Source organism: Coleofasciculus sp. D1-CHI-01, assembly GCF_040218875.1.
GTDB lineage: Bacteria > Cyanobacteriota > Cyanobacteriia > Cyanobacteriales > Coleofasciculaceae > Coleofasciculus.
The window spans coordinates 24349-44825 of the sequence record NZ_JAVJQP010000013.1; the positions used below are offsets into that span (position 1 = coordinate 24349).

At 45.1% G+C, this 20477-nt stretch carries 18 protein-coding genes and 3 pseudogenes; 9 read left to right on the plus strand and 12 right to left on the minus strand.

Annotation, left to right across the window (positions count from 1 at the left end; all coding sequences use genetic code 11):
- Positions 1-2: 2 nt before the first annotated feature.
- Both RIB93_RS02190 and RIB93_RS02195 read right to left on the minus strand, forming a co-directional pair.
- Positions 3-197 (minus strand): hypothetical protein, encoded by a 195-nt coding sequence (locus RIB93_RS02190; protein ID WP_446369873.1) that lies wholly within the window; start codon positions 195-197, stop codon positions 3-5.
- Between the two features lie 101 nt (positions 198-298).
- On the minus strand, positions 299-619 hold the full coding sequence (locus RIB93_RS02195) for a 2Fe-2S iron-sulfur cluster-binding protein (protein WP_446369875.1): 321 nt from the start codon (positions 617-619) through the stop codon (positions 299-301).
- A gap of 132 nt (positions 620-751) precedes the next feature.
- Here RIB93_RS02195 and xseB point away from each other — a divergent pair, with 132 nt between their 5' ends.
- Positions 752-1015: an exodeoxyribonuclease VII small subunit gene (gene xseB / locus RIB93_RS02200; RefSeq protein WP_446369877.1), complete on the plus strand. Its 264-nt coding sequence runs from the start codon at positions 752-754 to the stop codon at positions 1013-1015.
- 175 nt (positions 1016-1190) lie between these two features.
- On the opposite strand, the gene RIB93_RS02205 is transcribed toward xseB, so the two are convergent.
- From RIB93_RS02205 to RIB93_RS02240, 8 genes and pseudogenes are all read right to left on the minus strand, one after another.
- Positions 1191-1751: a Uma2 family endonuclease gene (locus tag RIB93_RS02205; RefSeq protein ID WP_446369878.1), complete on the minus strand. Its 561-nt coding sequence runs from the start codon at positions 1749-1751 to the stop codon at positions 1191-1193.
- Positions 1752-1929: 178 nt separating this feature from the next.
- Positions 1930-2898 (minus strand): malate dehydrogenase, encoded by a 969-nt coding sequence (gene mdh / locus RIB93_RS02210; RefSeq protein WP_446369879.1) that lies wholly within the window; start codon positions 2896-2898, stop codon positions 1930-1932.
- A gap of 140 nt (positions 2899-3038) precedes the next feature.
- A complete protein-coding gene (gene ndhO, locus RIB93_RS02215; RefSeq protein ID WP_446369880.1) occupies positions 3039-3257 on the minus strand; it encodes an NAD(P)H-quinone oxidoreductase subunit O in 219 nt (72 codons plus the stop codon).
- 428 nt (positions 3258-3685) lie between these two features.
- Positions 3686-3880, minus strand: a complete 195-nt coding sequence (locus RIB93_RS02220; protein WP_446369882.1) for an EF-hand domain-containing protein — start codon at positions 3878-3880, stop codon at positions 3686-3688.
- 175 nt (positions 3881-4055) lie between these two features.
- Positions 4056-5150: pseudogene (locus RIB93_RS02225) on the minus strand (calcium-binding protein); the annotation flags it as partial.
- A gap of 159 nt (positions 5151-5309) precedes the next feature.
- Complete coding sequence (locus tag RIB93_RS02230) at positions 5310-6173, minus strand: DNA-formamidopyrimidine glycosylase (protein WP_446369884.1); 864 nt, start codon at positions 6171-6173, stop codon at positions 5310-5312.
- Between the two features lie 22 nt (positions 6174-6195).
- A complete protein-coding gene (locus RIB93_RS02235) occupies positions 6196-6411 on the minus strand; it encodes a photosystem I reaction center subunit IV (protein ID WP_446369886.1) in 216 nt (71 codons plus the stop codon).
- A gap of 275 nt (positions 6412-6686) precedes the next feature.
- Complete coding sequence (locus RIB93_RS02240; RefSeq protein ID WP_006101013.1) at positions 6687-7343, minus strand: DUF6391 domain-containing protein; 657 nt, start codon at positions 7341-7343, stop codon at positions 6687-6689.
- Positions 7344-7805: 462 nt separating this feature from the next.
- Here RIB93_RS02240 and RIB93_RS02245 point away from each other — a divergent pair, with 462 nt between their 5' ends.
- The 3 genes and pseudogenes from RIB93_RS02245 to RIB93_RS02255 form a co-directional block, all read left to right on the plus strand.
- Complete coding sequence (locus RIB93_RS02245) at positions 7806-9623, plus strand: serine/threonine protein kinase (protein ID WP_446369888.1); 1818 nt, start codon at positions 7806-7808, stop codon at positions 9621-9623.
- Between the two features lie 186 nt (positions 9624-9809).
- Positions 9810-9887 (plus strand): annotated as a pseudogene (locus tag RIB93_RS02250) (tRNA(His) guanylyltransferase Thg1 family protein); the annotation flags it as partial.
- A 26-nt stretch (positions 9888-9913) separates the two neighbouring features.
- A pseudogene (locus RIB93_RS02255) lies at positions 9914-10126 on the plus strand (SNF2-related protein); the annotation flags it as partial.
- Here RIB93_RS02255 and RIB93_RS02260 read toward each other — a convergent pair.
- Entirely contained in the window at positions 10048-10614 is a 567-nt protein-coding gene (locus RIB93_RS02260; protein WP_446369890.1) for a leucine-rich repeat domain-containing protein, read from the minus strand. The pseudogene RIB93_RS02255 and the gene RIB93_RS02260 overlap by 79 nt on opposite strands.
- A gap of 575 nt (positions 10615-11189) precedes the next feature.
- Between RIB93_RS02260 and RIB93_RS02265 the strand changes: the two genes are divergently transcribed.
- The 3 genes from RIB93_RS02265 (at position 11190) to RIB93_RS02275 (ending at position 16215) form a co-directional block, all read left to right on the plus strand.
- Positions 11190-14375 carry a DEAD/DEAH box helicase gene (locus RIB93_RS02265; protein WP_446369892.1) on the plus strand — a complete coding sequence of 1062 codons (3186 nt, stop codon included), beginning with the start codon at positions 11190-11192 and terminating at the stop codon, positions 14373-14375.
- 134 nt (positions 14376-14509) lie between these two features.
- Positions 14510-15349, plus strand: a complete 840-nt coding sequence (locus RIB93_RS02270) for an SWIM zinc finger family protein (protein ID WP_446369894.1) — start codon at positions 14510-14512, stop codon at positions 15347-15349.
- A 416-nt stretch (positions 15350-15765) separates the two neighbouring features.
- Positions 15766-16215 carry an REP-associated tyrosine transposase gene (locus RIB93_RS02275; protein WP_446369896.1) on the plus strand — a complete coding sequence of 150 codons (450 nt, stop codon included), beginning with the start codon at positions 15766-15768 and terminating at the stop codon, positions 16213-16215.
- 642 nt (positions 16216-16857) lie between these two features.
- Here the strand turns inward: RIB93_RS02275 and RIB93_RS02280 are convergent.
- Complete coding sequence (locus RIB93_RS02280) at positions 16858-17883, minus strand: hypothetical protein (protein WP_446369898.1); 1026 nt, start codon at positions 17881-17883, stop codon at positions 16858-16860.
- Positions 17884-18518: 635 nt separating this feature from the next.
- On the opposite strand from RIB93_RS02280, the gene RIB93_RS02285 reads away from it, so the two are divergent.
- Both RIB93_RS02285 and RIB93_RS02290 read left to right on the plus strand, forming a co-directional pair.
- Positions 18519-19256 carry a DUF4230 domain-containing protein gene (locus RIB93_RS02285; RefSeq protein WP_446369900.1) on the plus strand — a complete coding sequence of 246 codons (738 nt, stop codon included), beginning with the start codon at positions 18519-18521 and terminating at the stop codon, positions 19254-19256.
- 393 nt (positions 19257-19649) lie between these two features.
- Positions 19650-20420 (plus strand): peptidase, encoded by a 771-nt coding sequence (locus tag RIB93_RS02290; RefSeq protein WP_446369902.1) that lies wholly within the window; start codon positions 19650-19652, stop codon positions 20418-20420.
- Positions 20421-20477: the final 57 nt, after the last annotated feature.

Sequence of the window (20477 nt, forward strand, 5' to 3'; positions counted from 1 at the left end):
GGTTAAGGAGTGGACGGTTGAGCATCGTTATTTGTAACAATGGCTTCAACCTGAGCCTTTTGTTCCTGAGTATCCACAGCCGTAACCGCCCAACGCAGGGGTTCTCCCTGTTTTTGCAGTTCTGTCTCAATCGCTTGATGGAGTTGTTTCGGTGACTCCTGGAGGTCAATTTCGGCAGTAATGAAGTGAGTTGTCATTTTCTGAGTGGGGTAAATTACAATAAATGATCAATTGTCAAGGGGTACAAATGCTGGGTGCATGTCAACACAAGTAGGTTGCGCCCCAACACCATGCTGACTCAAGACGGTTGACCAAATTGGCGCTCATACACCTCGTCTTCCTTACCGGATTCAACTTTCAGGTTAGAGCGCGGTAAGGCGATACAAAGCAAGACATACCCTTCCTCTTGCAATTCGGGTCCAAGTCCCATCCCTTCGCTTTGATCAACAGAACCCTCAATGATTTTAGCGGCACAGGTTGTACAAACGCCAGCATTACAGGCATTGGGTAAGTCTATACCTTGTTCCTCCGCAGCCCGAAGAATTTGTTTATCCTCTGGGACTTCTATCGTGTAGGTTGTTCCTTCGTGATTGATTTCGACGGTGTAAGTCTTAGGCATTGTACCTCTTAGCGGCTTTCCAGGTTGACTTTCCCGGTTCGGGAAAAAATATTGACCGGGATTATTTTAACCTTTGTTGTCGGATTCCAGGCTATCCTTGAATTTATTACTAGACCGACACTCTAGATTCTCATGATTGATCCGATCGCATCCTCTCGTACTCACCCTGCTGAACCCTCTCTCCCGCCGTCTTGGAACTATGAGGCGACAGTGGCTCAGGTGGAGACGATTATTGAGCAAATCGAACGGGGGGAACTGGAATTAGCCGAGGTATTTGACCAATTTGCCTCGGCTGTCGAGTATTTGCGTCAATGTGAAGCCTTTCTGCAACAGCGACAACAGCAAATGGATTTGTTGATTGAGACATTAACAGATGAGTCAGATTCCCCGACTTGATCTCTAACTTTTTACCCATCTAAGCTTATTATATCTTGCCTCCGCTCTATCAATTAATTAGCTGACACGACTATATCTAGGGGTTTATAGTCCTCAATTAGGGTTATCACCTACTACCTATAGGTATTCTCTATATTTGCTGAACAGGTCTAGTGCTAATTTGAGTAATTGCTACTCACGCCAACAAATCATCAATCGCCACACTAAAACCGATTAACACCTGCTGTGTCCTGACCACATCACCCTGGTTAAATAAAACTTGTTGCTGTTGTGTAATCACCAAAACCCAGTGACTCTCAGGAAACACTAACCAAACTTCCTGACACCCCGATCGCAGATACTCTTTGACCTTACCAAAAACATCTTCCGCGCCATCTGTCGGCGAAATAATCTCAGCAATTAAGGGGAAACTTTGAGATAAAACCGTAAACTCGCCAAATTGTTCTACCCGTTCAGGAGTGAGATAAGATACATCAGGACGACGCCCTCGTTCTCCTGTCCAACAGGGGGTTTCCGTGTAAACATCTCCGCCCAAACTCTGATCCTCTTTATAATTTCCCCAATATCGAGCTAATCGTGCTTGAATTCGACCATGTTTGGCTGTCATCCCTTGCTTCTCCACCAATTGCCCATCTACCCATTCTGTATGGTCAGGGGGATTTAGCAAATAGTCTTGGACAGAGAAAACTGGAGACTCAACCTGAGAGTCCTGGGAATTCGCGATCGCGTATGCCATAGTTATCCATCATCCGTATTTTCAGTCATCCCTAACAAAGGACAAATGATATCAATTCCGTATACATCTTTATCCTTTGTTAATAGATAACTAACCTGTCAGTGTAATCCGTGTGACTAATCTTTCTTTCCCCCACCCCCATCTGGACAATAAATCCGTGAAATCAGTGTTTTGACAATTAACCCAACATTTCCTGCGCCCGCTTAATATTTTTACGAACTGATTCGGCTGACGTATGCAGGGCGGTGAGTTCAGTATCCGTTAAGTTAATTTCTACAACTTTTTCGACACCACGACATCCTAACCGTATGGGGACACCAATGAAAATATCCTTCAAACCATATTCCCCGTCTAGATAAGACGACACAGGTAAAAGTCGCGACTGATTATGTAAAATGGCTTCCACCATGGCGCAAGTCGAGGACGCAGGCGCGGAATACGCGCCGCCAGTTTTCATCAGATTCACAATTTCTGCGCCACCATGACGAGTCCGATCGACTAAACGATCAACTGTTTCCTTATCCATCAGTTCAGTAATCGGAATTCCTCGCACCGTCGAGTAGCGGGGTAAAGGTACCATTAAATCCCCATGACCCCCTAAGACTAACCCACTGACATCCGCAATCGATACCCCTAATTCCATCGCAATGAAGGTTTGGAAACGGGCAGAATCCAGCATTCCCGCCATTCCCATCACCCGTGACGCGGGTAATCCTAATGTTTGCCAGACCAAGTAGGTCATCACATCCAGGGGATTTGTGACAATAATATACAAGGCATCCGGCGATCGCGCGATCGCTTTTTCTGCTACCTCCACCGCAATCTTGGCATTAATTTTGAGCAAATCATCTCGATTCATCCCCGGTTTACGGGGTAAACCCGCCGTGATGATCACCACATCAGACCCGGTGGTATCCATATAATCATTGGTGCCAATAATCTCGCGATTGTGACAATCCATCCCCTGTGCCTCCATTAAATCTAGGGCAATACCTTGGGGAATACCGGGAACAATGTCTAAAAGTACCACATTTGCCAAATTGCGTTGGGCAATCCGGTGCGCCAACGTGCTACCGACGTGACCCGCACCAATCACGGTGACGCGGTGATCATTGCAGGCGATAGGTAAATTCGAGGAAGATGCCATGGCTATAGATCGATTCTGCGATCGCGACGATACAACTAACGTGGCACAGCTAACATGGCGCAATTTTACAGCTTTTTTGGGCGCAAGCCTGGATTTTTGACCAGGCTAATCGAGCAAATTAGGCGTGTCACGCTACTACTTTAGCTAGTGACTTCGAGTTGGTCTAGACGAAACCAAATATTCGGGGTCGGTACATAAAACTTGACTAAGACATAGTCACCCCGGGTATCGACCACCTCCCCATCACTTTCAAACAGGTAAGGAGGAAAGCGAGTATCACTGGCTTTAGCTTCCACACTATTATCCAACGTTTCGCGATTTACGCGCACTAATGATCCTTTTTTGAGTTTGCCTGCCATTATTTATCCCTAATATCGATATGAGTAAACGCTTTCCAGCCATTATCCCTCATATATTAACGAGGGATCGATAAAAAGTATGTACCGTTAGCTTGCAGCAAAGCAGAGATTGATCCGATTAGCCAGCGTCAGATTGCCGTGAGTCGTTACGATGAACGCGATGGCTGGATTGATGGTTATATTGACCTTTGGTTAGATGATTCGACAATGGTTGACCTAACCCCCCCAGCCCCCCTTCCCTCGCAGGGAAGGGGGGAGCAAGAATTCCCTGTTGCAGCAAAGGAAATGAAAGAATATTGCTCCCCTCTCCTTGCAGGAGAGGGGCTGGGGGAGAGGTCAAAAAAATCGCCGCTTCTGGAAATTCTGGAAGCGACACGGGGTAAAAGTGAAGATGAGGATAGAGATTACTTTGTAGTAATTTATCATAGCTAGTCTAGAAGATGCAAAACTTCCCTAAACTCCTCATAACTAATTTGGCGATCGCGGTTGGTGTCGGCTAGCTTCAGCATTGCCTCAATTTCAGCGTGAGTAACTTGGGAATTAATCTCTCGCAAACAAACTTCTAATTCTTCGCCACTAATGTAACCTGACTCATCCTTGTCCAAAAGCCGAAAATATGCCATTAGGCGCTCGTCTTCGTCTAAATGTTTGAATGAATCAAAGCTATGGCTCATCATCCGCCACAACTGATGCGGATCAGTTTGTTTAATAATCTCGGCTTCCTCCGTTGTAGTAACCCCGTAATCTTGGCGAGCCTGCTCAATGCTTTTTGATTCACGTTTCGATAATTGCTTGAGGTTCTTGACTTAGGGGTTGCTGCTGGCGTCGCTGAACCGCATTATAGCGTTTTTCTATACTACTTCCTATGCTAGATCCGGCAAATGCAAATGCGGCTAATGTCAGCGGAACAGCGACTAACTTAGGCAGGGGAATTGCCTGATTTGCCAGATAAAATCCTGGACTCATTAATGTAGCTAGCTGATTTTCTTGATGCGCCCAAACGCCAGAGAAATAGTAGTCCCAATTCCCGGCATAAAGATAATAATAAATGAAGTAACCCAAGACCAATCCGACATAACCGTAGTAGAGCCACTGCTGTTGCGGTTGCATAATCGTTTCCCAGTAGGAACGCTCCGCATCAATATCAATACAGGGACTCTGACAAGCCACACAAGCACTCTGTTCTTCGCCTTTTTTGTTTAGGGTGCGACACATCGATTGCGTAATCTTTTGGCGATCTTCCTCATGAGCTGTTCTCGTCAACAATCCTCTAGGTTCAGCATAAATTTTTTGCACCGGAGCCATGGGACAGAAATACTGACACCAGGATTTACCCTCATAGAGGTAGCCCACTACAATTGCCCCGATAATAGTTGTTACTAAAAAAAATGCCAAGGCTGTGCGATCGGAATTGACGAACAAAATTCTGCTACATAATCCTAGATAAAACAGTCCAAATTGGAGATGCAAATGATTCCGACCTAACCAGGAATTTTGAGTCACTTTTACTCCCTGATAGCGTACTTTCCCAGTTCGAGGATGAACTCGTCGTTGTTTCCGTTGCCATCCCAAAGCGCGAGGAATTTGGGACAGGAATGACAATGGACATATCCGACGCCATAATTCATGTCCAAATACCAACAAAATGAAAATAGCGGCGGGGACAATTATGCCCCAAAAAATAGGCGCTCCCAAGGCATAAGGACTCTCTTCTATACAAGTTCCCTGAACATTTACACAAATAGTAGGGTCAATTATTAAAGGACTAATTGTATTGTCAGGAGTGGTTAATTCAGGAGAGAAAGGGTCATAGAACAACGAAAGAATTAGCAACAACCAACCAATGGTCAGCAGCCATCGAACTCGGTGCATTTGGCGTTCCGATATTTGCATCCTATTAAATGTTAAATTCGCCAGCAGTATCATAGGGGTCTTGGCTAGTCCCGTACTTAATGTGCTAAATTGTTAGTTTTATTGGTATAGCTTGAATCCTCGTCTCACAACCTTAGCAATACCTTAATCCTTCAATTCTTACACACCGGAACTGAAATCTTACGCCTTGGTCGTTGGTGACTGGCAGTGTGGGCAAAAATGAGACGAACGCCCGGACAACTTAATCCGCTCAATCGGGGTCTCACAGACGCGACAAGGCTGTCCTGTGCGACCATAGACCCAAGCGACTCCACTGTAATTGCCATTGACGCCCTGGACATTGAGGAAGCTGCTGAAGGTTGTGCCACCCGCCTCAATCCCTGCTTTTAACACTTGAATAATCCCTTGGTGTAGACGTTCAATTTGATCTACACTTAATCGGGCGCAAACCGTTTGAGGATGAATCCCACTCACGAATAAGGCTTCATCAGCGTAGATATTCCCCACACCTGCAACCAGGGATTGGTCGAGGAGGGCGGTTTTGATCGAACGCTGAGATGTTTTCAGCTTCTGAGTCAAATACTCTGGAGAGAAAGCTTCTGAGAAAGGTTCAGGTCCTAAATTTTGCAATCCCGTGATAATGCGATCGCACGCTTCCCCCGGCGGTACCCACCACATCCGACCAAAGGTGCGTTGATCCACAAAGCGCAATTCCTGTCCTTGAGGAAAAAACAACCGCACTCGCGTATGCTTCTGTAAGGGTTCCGTTTGCTGAATCCATAGGAGTTGACCACTCATCCGCAGATGTACCCCTAACCAGCCAGCATCCCCATTTTCAGAGTGGCTAAGTTTAGCCAGCAGATATTTGCCCCGTCGGTGCCAATCGGTAATTTTCGTCTGCTTCACACCCTGCCAAAATGCCGCCACAGAAACAGGGTAGGCAATGGTGCGCGAGAGCAACACATCCCCACCCTGAATAGCCTGGGTCAGCGTAATTTGCTTTAGACCCAGACGAATTGTTTCCACTTCCGGCAATTCAGGCACGGCTTCGGGTGATTCCGTTCCGTTACTTCTTCTTCTTCTTCCCTGGTGCCACGACTACCAGTTCGTTTTCAGCAAAGTTATTGGTATTGATGCCGGCATAGTTGACTTTATCGAAACGGACGATGACAGGATAGATAATGCCGCTCTTGTCTACGGTTGCCACAGTTCCGACATCGTTATACCAATAGGATTCTTTGCGCTTAATCCGAACTTTTGCGCCGCGTGTTACTTCTGCCATATCAATTTTTCCCTTACGAATCTAGTTTTACAGCGTACTACTGGATGAGGGGTGTCTGCTTACTCTTTATTTTAAGTTTTATTACAAAGATGAGTTGAGAAACGCCTTGTTTCCAGAGATAGAGAGAGATAGGGCAGATGCTGGGGGGCGGGGGTACTGGGGGAGTGTTGAGTGTGTAGGGGCGGGTTTCACTACTATCCTTTCTGATCTCACCCAGATTTGACTAAACCCGCCCCGACTTAGTGTTAACCTTCCTACCTTCTACCCTTTTGAGCCTAATCCCGCCATCGCACCTGTACGAAATAAGCAGGTCGTCCCCAGATATCGGAGGTATCGCTAATATCCTCAACAGCCAGATTAAAAGGAATCGCCGTGGTGAGGTAGCGTTGAGCCAGGATACCAATGTCAGGGGTAAGTTGGGTGGCTGTAGCGGTGGCTAGACCTAAACCAATCAGTTGCTCAATCGGACCACGGGGTAGGAGAAGATGAGCGCCTAGGGCTAATCCAGCCGTTAACATCATGCCAACGGAGAGATTCGTACCGCAACGAGGATGTACCGCTAAATTCCATTCCCCTTGGGTGAGACGATTCAACGCCAGAGGAACCGCACGTCTCAAGTCCGATACATTCACCTCACCATAGAGGTAAAATCCTTGTTCAGTAGATAAACCACCTAAAGTATCATTATCCATCTCATGCACGGTGGTAGCTGTACCCGCACGACTGCGACTAGGGCGTGACGTATAGTTGGCATTGGCTAAATCAGCCAGAACCCAAACCGTTGCATGTTCAAGAGCGTGAACCTGACGCAACATTAACAATTCTTTTAACCCTGGTACAAAAGGCAGTTGCTTGAGTAAGTCTGTATCTTGACTGGGATAGGGTGTAGGAACGTTAAAATCCCACGTCTGAGCAGAAGTCGTATAAGTCATGGCAGGATGTACTATCAAACTCGCCGATATTCTTTTCACTGTAGCGTTGGTTATTGAAGAAGTCAGGAAAAATGTACCATTGCTCCCCCAGCTCCCAGACGTGCCATGGCACGTCTCTACATTGCTCCCTCTGCTCCCATAACGACGCGATACAATACCAGGTAAGCATCTAGACACCGTACATCTTATTCGTGCCGATAACCAACAGTGGTGTCAATACTGCTTGGATAAGACTGATCCCCCCTAGTCCCCGGAGAATAAAAAGCATAAGCAATATCTGGTTTCCCTGTGTCAAAAAGCGAAGCCTCCTCTGGCTTCCCGATTAAGCAAAAACGAACCCTTCTCTAGCTTTCACCTTTTGAAGAGAAAGGGAAAGGGGATCTATAAGGGAAGAGGGAGATCTGAATTTGACAGATGTGCCATGGCACGTCTCTAGCTAACGTTTGACGTTTGACTTACCTCATGAGTAATTTTCCAGACTTATCCAGCCACGGTTTCAGGGTTGTTCGAGAATTAGGTCATAATCGCGCCGGTGGGAGAGTCACCTACCTAGCGGTGCCAATTCCGCCCCTGACGTCAGAGGGAACGCTGAAAGAACCTGTTGTGATTAAACAGTTTCAGTTTGCCCAAAGTGAGGCACATTGGTCAGATTATGACGCCATCGAACGGGAAATTCAAGTGTTACGTGGATTGAATCATCCAGGAATTCCCCGTTATTTGGATTCGTTTCAAACTGAAACGGGGTTTTGTTTAGTCCAGGATTATAAAAAAGCCGCGTCTTTAGCAGTGCGGCGTAGTTTTGATCCCGATGAGATTAAGCAAATTGCTGTTTCATTACTCAACATTCTCATTTATTTACAAAATCGCATTCCGCCAATTAGTCATCGGGATATTAAACCGGAAAATATCCTAGTCGATGATGAGTTGAATGTATATCTGGTTGATTTTGGCTTGGCGCATATCGGCGGGAGTGAAATTGCCATGAGTAGTGTGGCGAAGGGGACGATTGGGTTCATCGCTCCGGAATTGCTGTTTAATCAACAAGTGAGTGAAGCCTCTGATCTGTATGGCTTAGGCGCAACGCTGATTTGTTTGCTGACAGGTATTGCTTCAACTGATATTAGTCAGTTAATTGATGAAGACTATCGGATTAATTTTAAACATCGGGTTACTCGGTTGAGTTTGCGGTGGATTGAGTGGCTGCAAAGGATGGTTGAACTGAAACCCAAAGACCGTTTTCTGGATGCGGAAACCGCTTTAGAGGCGCTGAACCCGATTTATGTGATTCGAGTGCCGGAGGTAAATATCAATGTCCCGTGTTTAGAGTTTACGGCGAAGAAATTAGGGGAAAAGATAACTAAAAAGGTCATTTTGACGAACTCTGTTCCCGATACGGTATTAGAAAGCCGTTGGCAAATTGCTCCTCATTTGAGTGATCCGCCCCACACGCCTGATTTTCATGAATGGATTTACTTTGAACAAACTCATTTTGTCAGCAATCAAGTGCTGTGCAAAATTACCGTGGATACGCGCAAGCTGATGGCGAATAAGTTGTATGAACGGGAGATATTAATTCATAGCAATTCCCATCCAGAAACCCAAAGCTTAACCCTAAACGTGAAGACAGCCCCAGTGCCGATTCCAGCGAAGAAATTGCCCTATTTTTCGGTAGGATTATTGATTTTCTTTGCCACCGCCGCCACCTGGGTGGAAACAATGGCATGGGATAGTATTGTACGTCATAGTGGCACAGTCGGTGTTGCGATCGCAGTTTTCATTTCGATGTTAGTGGCGGGATTGGGACTCGTGGCGGCGATTACGTCGGGGTGGATTAGTCAGGGGATGGCAAAGGTGCGATCGCGGTTTGGGGTTAAGGTGAAAGCCCTAGATACCGTAGCCGCTGTTTTTTTTGCGGGTGTCGCAGCAATCTTTGTGGCACGATTTGGCGCTCAATTCCGGGCGACGGATATGGCAATTGCGGCATTTGCGGCGGTGGATGCGGTGGTATTTATGGCGGCGTTTGAAGGGGAAGGTGTGGCTCAAAGTTGTGTGCAACGGGGGTTTAGTCAAGGATTGGCGTTTGGGGTTTCTGTCTTATCCGCCGCCTTGGGAATTAGTTTAGGAATGGCTTTAAAGTTAGGGGTAGTTAATGGGATGGTTTTGGGGGCAATTTTAGGCACAGGTTTTCCTTTAGCTACGTTAATTTTATATCCACCATTGGATCGAGCGAAACGGATTGCCCGTTATCGCAAATTTGAGCGGAATTTAATTAAACCGTAATCAGAAGGCTGATGAATCAGGGCGGGTTTTGTTGAGCAGTTATCGGTGAGATAGGGCGGGTTTTGTTGTTCATTTATCGGTGACAAGTAGTTTGAGTGGCTAAACCCGCCCCTACAATACAATTGTTCCTAAATCCGCCCCTACCATTGCCGTGGCACGTCTTGACAGATTCCTATTGAAATACCAATGAAATTCGATGAACTGGATGCCAAAATGCGGGTTTATGAAACCGCTCATGATCACTGCGTTTTGCCCGGGTTATACCGGATTATATATGATAGCGCGGTTAGTTAGACCTTTGGTCAATCTTCAACTTTCTCAATCCGGGCTATTTAGGCAAACAAGCCCACTTTCGTAAAGCCTTTGAACTTCCGATTCAAAAAGACAATAACCGCCGACAATCGACGGTGTTAAAGCAGTTAGTTCAACCCTTGATTTTACGACGAGTGAAGACAGACAAACAGATTATTAAATATTTACCCGATAAACTTGAACACAAACAGTAATCGCAAACACTTGGAGGACTGACTGGGCAAGTTTGCTGTGCTATGGGATTATTTTCAAGGAAAAGGCTATTCAGATTGGTAAGTTCAGAGAGAGGACTTATATCTTTTATTTGATTTTCGCTTAGGGAAAGGCTATTCAGATTGGTAAGTCCAGAAATAGGATTAACATTTTTTATTTGGTTTTCGCCGAGATTAAGCTCAGTCAGATTGGTAAGTCCAGAGAGAGGAGTTACATCCTTTATTTGGTTACCGTAGAGGTTAAGCTCAGTGCGACTTGACAGATTAACTGAGGCTTGTTCACAATCACTTGTACCTGCTTTTTCCAACAGCACCTCCACTGTTTTTTGAGCCTCATCTGACAAGCTCTCACGCCATAGACACCACTGTTTAAACGGACTGCCCAGTCTGGGTTCAGCCGCTTGAGTCATTTCACATCCCCACCCCCAGATACTTAAGAAGAGGGTGATCCCACTAATCCATTTCATTAACTGAATATATTGAAGACAACAAACAATTTAAAATTGATTTCCCATTAATTCGACTTCTAGGGGGAGTCTACAGAGCCACTCTCTAGGAGCCTCTCTGTGAATAATATCAAGAATAGCGAAATCATGGTAGTGCGTTTAGCGAAGCCATGCCGCAGGCTTTGCATCTTGCTCGCTACTCACTAATCGGACTGTCTTTAGTTTTGTCAATAGACCTCAAACCCTTACAAAGAACAAATGACACTCTCTACCGTTCACTTTAATTCCTTAAGGTTAGTAGCACTGACTTTAGAGTTTGTAGTCAGCGCTGTCTTCACTTCTGGCACGCTTCGTGCCTAGTACGACACTCGCTTAAGTCAACGACATTCGACTTAAAGCTGGTGGGTTGAGCGAATAAGGCTGGTGGGTTGAGCGAAGTCGAAACCCACCCTACGGTATATTAAAGGTTTAGGCAATTTCTTCATACTTATTATCAGTGCCGTTATCCTGAATACTGTTGATTGATAATACGCCTCCCAATTTGGTATCATTCCCTCAACCGTTACGCTTCAACCTAACCTAGTCAGCATCTCGTCATGAAAATTCTCCATGGCACCTGGATTCCCCAAACCTCTGACGCATTCATCCAAACTGGCGCGTTTTATCTGTGGGTGGAAACGGATACTCCTTCTCCCCAGAAAACTGCCCACAGCAATACGCATCCGGCTCAATTAACCCAAGCGGATTTAGCCAACCTTCTGGTGAATGAACTTGGCGTTTCTCCAACCTCATCTAGCGCGATTCAGGATCAGATTACTCCCCAATACTTTATTCTGCCCACCACTCAAGCACAACCACTTCCGTCACTGGAATTAAGCCGCTATCTGGAAATCGAATTGCCAGAATCTGTGGAGTGGCATATCTGGACAATTGATTGTTATCAGATTAGCCCGGTTCGCCAAACATCTGGACGTAAATCTGGCACAATCGCCCCCGTGATTAAATGCTTAAATGACCTGCATTTTATTGCCCTCTACAATCCCGCCGAACTGCAACTGGGGTCTGATTTACTGTTTTGGTATCACTACACCCAGTCCTTTAAACAGATTATCCTTAAAGACCAATATATTCCATCGCTTAAATACAGAGAAATTCCCCCACCCAAAAGCAAACGTAAACGCAGCGCCAAACCTCAGTTATTTGAACTTTATCCAGCTTGGCAAATTATATCGGATCACTATGAAGAGACGATTGACTATTATCAAGATTATATGCCCCTTGCTTGTGTATCCGGTTACGCCAGTCCCCCTGATCCGATCGAATTTTACGCCAAAGAAACCTTACTCCGCCATTTTTCTGAATGTTTACTGACGGAGATTGTCACGAATACACCAATCCCGGCTGTCTTGGATAAAAGAATTAATCATTCTCTGATTACCGATTGCCTTTATTCCTCACAAACTCCCCTAGCGCAAGCCCCTGAATCTGCCTTAGACCTCTATAAACAATGGTCAAGTTGGAAACAACAGATTCGGGGAGGATCTGACACCTCAAATTTCCATCTTTGTTTTCAATTAGAAAACCCGGCGGAGGAGTCGCAAAACTCCTGGGAGATTCAGTTTATCGTCGCGTCGAAAAAAGACCCATCTCTGAAACTAGCGGTTGCCGACTATTGGACTCTAACTAAAAAAAAGAAAGCCACCGTTTATCAACAATTTGGTCAAGAGTTCGAGAAAACCTTACTCTTAAATCTCGGTTATGCTGCCCGGATTTACCCGCAAATTTGGCGCGGCTTGGAAACTGACCAACCTACGGGGTTAAACCTTACCTTAGCGGAAGCATTCACGTTTCTCAAAGAACAAGCGTGGGTGCTAGAAGATGCCGGATATAAAGTCATTGTTCCCGCCTGGTGGACTCCCTCCGGGCGTCAACGTGCCAAGCTGCGCCTCAAGGCTTCCCCGAAAACCTCTCAATCTACAAAAGCCGCGAGTAAGGGTTATTTTAACCTGGATACAATTATTCAATATCACTACCAACTCTCCATCGGCGGTCAAGTCGTCACCCCCCAGGAATGGCAACAGTTAGTGGCGGCAAAAACGCCCTTGGTGCAGTTTCGAGGTCAGTGGATTGAACTGGATAAAACTAAGATGCAGCAAATGCTGGAGTTTTGGCAATCCCACCAGGAAGAAACAGCGGAAATGACACTCCTGGAGTTACTCAAGAAAACCAGCGAAGCTGACACAGAGATAGAAGTCGAACATGATGCTATCTTAGGTCAAATGATGGCGTGCTTAAATAACCCCAGCCGACTGGAACCGATTGACAATCCCGCCCAATTAAAAGGAACCTTAAGGGAGTATCAAAAACGCGGTGTATCTTGGCTACAATATTTAGAACAATTGGGACTCAATGGCTGTCTAGCCGATGATATGGGCTTGGGTAAATCGATTCAGATTATTGCCCAGTTAGTCAAGGAACGCGAAACCGACTCTTCGGTAGCCCCCACCCTATTAATTGCGCCAACTTCGGTGGTGGGGAATTGGCAAAAAGAGATTGAAAAATTTGCCCCTCATTTGCGTACCTTAGTTCATCATGGGAGTAACCGAATTAAAACCGAAAAGGAGTTTAAATCAGCTAGCCAAACCCTTGATGTCATTATTACCTCATTCACCCTCGCCCGCAAAGACGAAAAACTGCTTAAACGTGTCACCTGGCACCGTTTAGTTCTCGACGAAGCCCAAAACATTAAAAATCCCAAAGCCGCCCAAACCAAAGCCATTCTCAAATTACCCGCCCATCATCGGGTGGCGTTAACCGGAACGCCAATAGAAAACCGTTTATTAGACCTTTGGTCAATCTTCAACTTCCTCAATCCGGGCTATTTAGGCAAACAAACCCAGTTTCGTAAAGCCTTTGAACTGCCGATTCAAAAAGACAATAACCGCCGACAATCAACAGTATTAAAACAGTTAGTCCAACCGTTGATTCTACGACGGGTGAAGACAGACAAACAGATTATTAAAGATTTACCCGATAAACTGGAACATAAACAGTATTGTCAGCTAACTCAAGAACAAGCCTCGTTATATGAAGCCGTGGTCAAAGATGTAGAGGCAAAACTAGAAGACGCTGAAGGAATAAACCGCAAAGGGTTAATTTTGTCAACCCTAATGAAACTCAAACAAGTTTGCAATCATCCAGCCCAGTTTCTCCAAGATAACAGTGAATTCTCGCCCACGCGATCGCATAAATTAGAACGCCTGCTAGAAATGATTGAAGAAGTGAATGCAGAAGGAGAAAGTTTGCTGATTTTCACCCAATTTACGGACATTGGTAGCGCCCTAACACACTATCTGAAACAGACCTTGCATTACAACACCTATTATATTCATGGTGGCATTAGTCGGGCAAAACGAGAGCAAATGATTACGGCGTTTCAAGACCCTGATACTGAACCCTCGGCGTTTATTTTATCCCTGAAAGCTGGAGGAGTCGGCATCACCTTAACCAAAGCCAATCACGTATTCCATTTTGACCGTTGGTGGAACCCCGCCGTTGAAGATCAAGCCACTGACCGCGCCTTTCGGATTGGTCAAAAGAAGAATGTTTTTGTGCATAAATTCGTGGCATTAGGCACGTTAGAAGAACGGATTGATAAGATGATTGAAGAGAAGAAAAAATTGTCGGGGGCGATTGTTGGGGCGGATGAGTCGTGGTTAACGGAACTGGATAATGAACGGTTTAAACAGTTGATTGCTTTGAATAAAACTGCTATTCTATAAAGTTATGAAGGATGATTTTGAGTTAAGTTTGGTGGGCAATGTCCTATTTTATAAAGTTAGGAGTGGGAATTTGAGTTGATTTTGGTGGGCAATGCCCACCCTACAAGTGCTATTAAAATTAGGAGTTATGCAGAATGTCTAGATTCAGCCGAACATGGTGGGGAAAGCGCTTTATTGATGCCTTAGAATCCTTTACCGACTCCGGTAGACTGGGACGAGGGCGTTCTTATGCCAGTGGGGGTAAGATTAAGGAGTATCAAATTATTCAGGGGAAAATAACCGCAAAAGTTAGGGGTTCAATTAATCCCTATTTTGGCGTTTATAAAGAACCATTGTACACCACAACCATTGAAATAAAACCCATTTCAGCAGCATCTTGGTCAAAGGCGATCGCGAATTTGTCATCTAAGGCAAGTTTTGTCTCTAAACTGTTAATGAATGAGATGCCAGATAATATTGAAGAGGCATTTGCTGATGTCAACCTTCAGTTATTACCCAAAAGCCGTTCTGACTTTACCACCCATTGTTCTTGTCCCGACTGGTCAAATCCCTGTAAACATATCGCCGGGGTGTATTACTTAGTCGCGACGGCGTTAGATGCTGACCCCTTTTTACTGTTTGAACTCAGAGGTTTATCACGAGAAAAGCTACAGCAAGAACTGGCTAAATCCCCATTAGGTCAAGTGTTATCTCAAGCTTTACAGGATCAAGAAGCCGCCATAGAACCTGCCCAATCTTACTATACCCAGCCAGAAAAAATGCCACCACCATCATCTGTGAGTCAGAAGGAGTTTTGGTTAGGAGAAAAACGATTACCTTCAAGGGTGGAGGTGGATGCAACTGCTAATATTCCCGCCATTTTGATTAAAAAAGCCGGAGATATTCCACCCTTTTGGCATAAGGATAGTTCGTTTATTGAGGCAATGGAACAGGTGTATCAGCGAGTGCGGACTAAAAATAAAGAGACCTTTTGAAAAAAGGGGTACTTTCGGTAGACTTGTTTGCGGCAAAAGTCCGTTGCGAAATTCACGAAATTCCAGTTATTGTTCGTTGTTGTTGTAGTGCGATCATCTTGCTCGCTAAGTAGGGTCTGCTGAATAATTGGTTAGGGGAAGATGGGGGAGATGAAGGAAATGAGGGAGATGAGGGAGATGCTGCTTTTTAGGTAAAAGTGTAAGGTTTTATTTTCAATTTAAATACGTGATATTAGGATGAGTATACAAACGAAATTGATATCATTCCCAATTTAAATGCGTGACAGCTTTTAATCCCGTTACAATAAAATTTTAAATCATATTTATCCTATATTCCCATAGCGAGCGAGAATCCTATATTCCCATAGCGAGCGAGACGCTCGCACTACGGGCTAATATAACAACAGGTAAATACAATGAAATTCAAAAAACCAATCCACCGATTAGAAATAGCAAAAGGCAGATACTTCATTACTTTTGTGACCTGGGAACGACTAGAACTAACCCCAAACGCTCAACAGGTTGTGCTAGAGGCTTGCCAATTCTTCCACAATCAACGATATCAGATATTTACTGGGGTTATTATGCCAGATCACGTACATCTACTGATTCAACCTTGCCTCAAAACTGAAACAGAGTTTTGGTCAATTGGCAGTATTTTGCATAGTATCAAAAGTTATAGCGCCAAACAAATTCCCAAAGTCATGAAACATATTGGGAAAGTTTGGCAAGATGGAAGATATGATAAGCTGATGAGGGATGAAAAGGAATTCGATCAGGCATGGGAGTATATTAGACAAAATCCGGTTAAGGCGGGATTGTCAAAGACTCCGGAGGATTATCCTTTCTTTTGGGAGATATTTTGAAGTAGTGCGAGCATCTTGCTCGCTACCTAACAATTAGAGTTCGCTACCTAATAATTAGAGTTCGCTACCTAATAATTAGAGTTCGCTACCTAATAATTAGAGTTCGCTACCTAATAATTAAAGTTCACTACCTAACAATTAGAGTTCGCTACCTAACAATTAGAGTTCGCTACCTAACAATTAGAGTTCGCTACCTAATAATTAGAGTTCGCTACCTAATAATTAGAGTTCGCTACCTAATAATTAGAGTTCGCTACCTAATAATTAGAGTTCGCTACCTAATAATTAGAGTTCGCTACCTAACAATTAGAGTTCGCTACCTAATAATTAAAGTTCACTACCTAACAATTAGAGTTCGCTACCTAACAATTAGAGTTCGCTACCTAACAATTAGAGTTCGCTACCTAATAATTAGAGTTCGCTACCTAATAATTAGAGTTCGCAAGTAACATCGAATCATTTCATGTGTATTGTAGCTGGGAAGGCGATCGCGCCTTAAGCTGTTCGGCATTTAAACTTTATTGTCAAGCATTGCGAAATCATTATGGGTAGTGCGACCATCGTGGTCGCTAGAGCGCTTAACGCATTACAAGGATTTCGTCATTATTGACATGACGGTTTAAATGCTGAACAACTTATTACTTACAAATGGGGGAATAACTTCAAAAAAGATTGCCGATAAAAATTTAAAACTCGTTGAGTATAATCCGCCGTGGAACCCTGATTATATTGCTGGGGATCACCCGTCATCCACCAAGCCGCCGCTCGCTGTACCGCTACTGTCTCATTGTTACCACTCGCCTCATACTGTTCATTAAACACATCTCCCATCACACAAACTAAAATAGTACGGGCAGTCGCCGGACTCGCTGCAAAATCGGCGGGTGTTAGTTCCTCTCCAATACATTGATTTGACCAACGGGGAATATTTTCTGGTTTAATTTGCCAATCACTGTAAAGTCCATCATTTTCGATTCCCGTTTGTGGTGCGGCGCGTCGTAATGCTTCCACTAAAGCAGCGACTTTTCTATCAGAAATCGCGTTATTGGCGGAGGAACGGGCGGTGGCTTGAGGCTGAGAAGCGGCTGAAGATTGACTTTCCGTCGGTTGAGAGGACGATGCTGGTTTTGCCGCAGAGGGAGTCGTGGCGGGTTGGGCGGGAGTTGCAGGTTGTTGGGTTTGGGGATTACGGCGTTGCTGTTGGTAATTTTTCAGCACATTCTGAATGTAAGTGTAGGTGTAAGAGTTTTCAGGAATGCTATTATATTGACTCCCATCCCCAGTCATCCACCAAGCCGCAGCCCGTTGTATTGCCACGGACTCATTATTATTACTGGCACGAAACTGCTCATTCAACACATCCCGCATCACGCAAACCAAGATAGTCCGCGCCGTAACCGGACTAGCTTCAAAATCGGCAGGTGAAAGTTCTCGTCCAATACATTGCTTTGACCATCGAGGAATATTACCTGGTTTAATTTGCCAGTCGCTATAGAGTCCATCATCTGCCCTTCCCGTTTGCGGTGCGGCTAGTCGCAGGGCTTCCACCAGCGCTGAGACTTGGGCATCAGAGACTTGAGCGTATACCGGGGAACTCCAGAGTCCCAGAGAAAGTAACGCTGTACTCAGTAGGACTCGTTGAACTGGTTTGATGAATTTGAAACCCATTGGTGATAACCCTCATTTAGTTAAATAAGTCAATCGTAGGGGCGGGTTTAGGAACTCTGTAGGGGCGGGTTTAGGAACTCAAGCTAGCTTATCACCAACAACGGAACAACAAAACCCGCCCTTGCTCACCAACAACGGAACAACAAAACCCGCCCTTGCTCACCGATAACGGAACAACAAAACCCGCCCTTGCTCACCAACAACGGAAAAACAAAACCCGCCCTTGCTCACCAACAACGGAAAAACAAAACCCGCCCTTGCTCACCGATAACGGAAAAACAAAACCCGCCCTTGCTCACCGATAACGGAAAAACAAAACCCGCCCTTGCTCACCGATAACGGAGCAACAAAACCCGCCCTTGCTCACCGATAACGGAGCAACAAAACCCGCCCTGATTCAATTGTAGGATTGGATTGGTGCGACAGGTGAAGATATTAGCTCTGGCTTATGTTACCTGTTTGAGGAATTTGAGTCGATGATTGGATGGCTACATCGGTATTCTAGAGGAGTGGAGGAGAGATTTGACTCAGTTTTTTGTATCCTGATATACATTTAATCAAAAAGTTCTGCTTCTGCCAAAGCGCTAATCTTATACTTAGAGACACCCAGACAGCCCGGTTTAAGGAGTAATGCCATGAATAATCCATTTGACAAATATCAGATTAGTCCCCATAAGTTCGGGATACTGAGAAACCTGATGCTAATGACTACAGGCGCTACGGTAGTTGTCGCCCTGATTTTTGGCATTGGGGTATGGCGCACCGGGTCTCGTTTTCTGGGACAAGTAACGACGCTGTTTAGCACCCCTCAACCCGCACCCGAAGTTGACGTGCGCTCCTTGATTGTCCAGCAAGTGCGGGAGGCTAGCGACTTAACCACGGCGGTGTTTACGATGGAGGCGGTGGTTCCGACTCGTCAAGCTCGGACGTTGGCAGGGTATCCGATCGCGGAAACCACACTCCTTTATATTGCTTATGGTGAGGTGCGGGCTGGTGTCGATTTGGCGGAACTAAAACCAGAAAATGTGCAAACTGTCAATGATACGCTGCAACTTCAACTGCCACCCCCCAAAATTTTAGACAGCAAAATTGACGTGAATCGGTCACAGGTGTATGACTACAATCGCGGATTCTTGGGATTAGGACCCGATACAGCGCCCCAGTTGCAGATGTTGGCGCAACAAGAGACGTTGAAGAAAATAGTCTTCAATGCCTGTGAGCAAGGGGTATTAAACAAAGCCAACGAACGCGCCGAACTCGTTGTGAGTCAGTTGTTGACTACCGCCGGATATAAACAGGTAGAGGTCAATACTCAATCCCCTGTACCAGGTACTTGTCAGTCAGCGGCGTTAGCCTCTCAGCCTGCTAATTGAGGAGATAGGGAGCAATGTAGAGACGTGCCATGGCACGTCTGGGAGATAGGTGTCAGATCAGGGAGATTCTGTAGGGGCGGTTTTCACTACTATCTTTTTGGTTACACCCAGATTTAACTAAACCCGCCCTGACTTTACATAAGACATAAGACATAAGACGAATGACCAATTTTTTGTCCCAGAAGTCCCTCAGGAGGATTACGCTGGAATTAGAGGACTTGTAAATATACCAATGAAGATGCGTAGGAGTAGTATAAAACCTTACCAAAGGGACAATTCGCTAATCCAGTCCAGGCAACATCAGTCTACGCCGTGCCATCAATTGGCGAATGCGGGTGAACCCTGGTGTTTACATCGGGTTCTCAGTCGAATTCATGAGGACGTAATTTGGCAATGACTTACTGTCTGGGTATTATTAACCGTTTTGGTATAGTCTTAGCGGCAGACTCTCGCACCAATGCCGGGGTAGACTATATTTCTACTTACAATAAGCTTTTTGATTTTTCCCTGCCAGGAGAACGAGCGATTGTTATATGTACATCAGGAAACCTTTCGATTACCCAAGGGGTGATCAATCGGTTGCATGGGGATCTACAAAGTCAGGAAGAACTGAATATCCACTCCCTCCCGAATATGTATGAGGTGACTCGTTATATTGGCAGCAAACTGCGACAAATTCAAGATCAAGACCGTCCTTGGTTAGAACGCGATCGCATTGATTTTAACTGTAGTTTGTTAGTCGGGGGTCAAATTCGCGGCGAAGCACCACAACTCTATCTGATTTACACCCAAGGGAATTTTATTCAAGCCACGCTGGAAACGCCGTTTTTGCAAATTGGCGAAACTAAGTATGGCAAACCCATCCTTGACCGAACGCTCACTTATGATATGCCACTAGAGGCTGTTGCCAAGTGCGCTCTGCTGTCTATCGATTCAACCATGAAATCGAATATTTCAGTTGGACCTCCGATTAACTTGGTCATGTATGAAGCTGGCACATTTATGGCTCGCCAGAAACTGCAACTGCGCTTAGGTGATCCCTATCTGGCAAAGATTCGCAAATTGTGGGAAGATTCGTTACGACGGGCATTTGAATCCATGCCAAATATTGAATGGCAGCATCCAGTAGAGGATAATCAACAAGAAGATATTCTGATTGATTAAATTCCCTATTCCCTGTTCCCTGTTCCCTGTTCCCTGTTCCCTATTCCCTATTCCCCA

Coding starts and splice junctions, on each gene's coding strand:
- RIB93_RS02245 (WP_446369888.1), top strand. CDS start 7,806: ATGAGTAATTTTCCAGACTTATCCAGCCACGGTTTCAGGGTTGTTCGA.
- RIB93_RS02220 (WP_446369882.1), bottom strand. CDS start 3,880: ATGGCATATTTTCGGCTTTTGGACAAGGATGAGTCAGGTTACATTAGT.
- RIB93_RS02285 (WP_446369900.1), top strand. CDS start 18,519: ATGAATAATCCATTTGACAAATATCAGATTAGTCCCCATAAGTTCGGG.
- RIB93_RS02280 (WP_446369898.1), bottom strand. CDS start 17,883: ATGGGTTTCAAATTCATCAAACCAGTTCAACGAGTCCTACTGAGTACA.
- RIB93_RS02195 (WP_446369875.1), bottom strand. CDS start 619: ATGCCTAAGACTTACACCGTCGAAATCAATCACGAAGGAACAACCTAC.
- RIB93_RS02240 (WP_006101013.1), bottom strand. CDS start 7,343: ATGACTTATACGACTTCTGCTCAGACGTGGGATTTTAACGTTCCTACA.
- RIB93_RS02205 (WP_446369878.1), bottom strand. CDS start 1,751: ATGGCATACGCGATCGCGAATTCCCAGGACTCTCAGGTTGAGTCTCCA.
- RIB93_RS02290 (WP_446369902.1), top strand. CDS start 19,650: ATGACTTACTGTCTGGGTATTATTAACCGTTTTGGTATAGTCTTAGCG.
- RIB93_RS02235 (WP_446369886.1), bottom strand. CDS start 6,411: ATGGCAGAAGTAACACGCGGCGCAAAAGTTCGGATTAAGCGCAAAGAA.
- xseB (WP_446369877.1), top strand. CDS start 752: ATGATTGATCCGATCGCATCCTCTCGTACTCACCCTGCTGAACCCTCT.
- RIB93_RS02275 (WP_446369896.1), top strand. CDS start 15,766: ATGAAATTCAAAAAACCAATCCACCGATTAGAAATAGCAAAAGGCAGA.
- RIB93_RS02265 (WP_446369892.1), top strand. CDS start 11,190: ATGAAAATTCTCCATGGCACCTGGATTCCCCAAACCTCTGACGCATTC.
- RIB93_RS02270 (WP_446369894.1), top strand. CDS start 14,510: ATGTCTAGATTCAGCCGAACATGGTGGGGAAAGCGCTTTATTGATGCC.
- RIB93_RS02260 (WP_446369890.1), bottom strand. CDS start 10,614: ATGAAATGGATTAGTGGGATCACCCTCTTCTTAAGTATCTGGGGGTGG.
- mdh (WP_446369879.1), bottom strand. CDS start 2,898: ATGGCATCTTCCTCGAATTTACCTATCGCCTGCAATGATCACCGCGTC.
- ndhO (WP_446369880.1), bottom strand. CDS start 3,257: ATGGCAGGCAAACTCAAAAAAGGATCATTAGTGCGCGTAAATCGCGAA.
- RIB93_RS02190 (WP_446369873.1), bottom strand. CDS start 197: ATGACAACTCACTTCATTACTGCCGAAATTGACCTCCAGGAGTCACCG.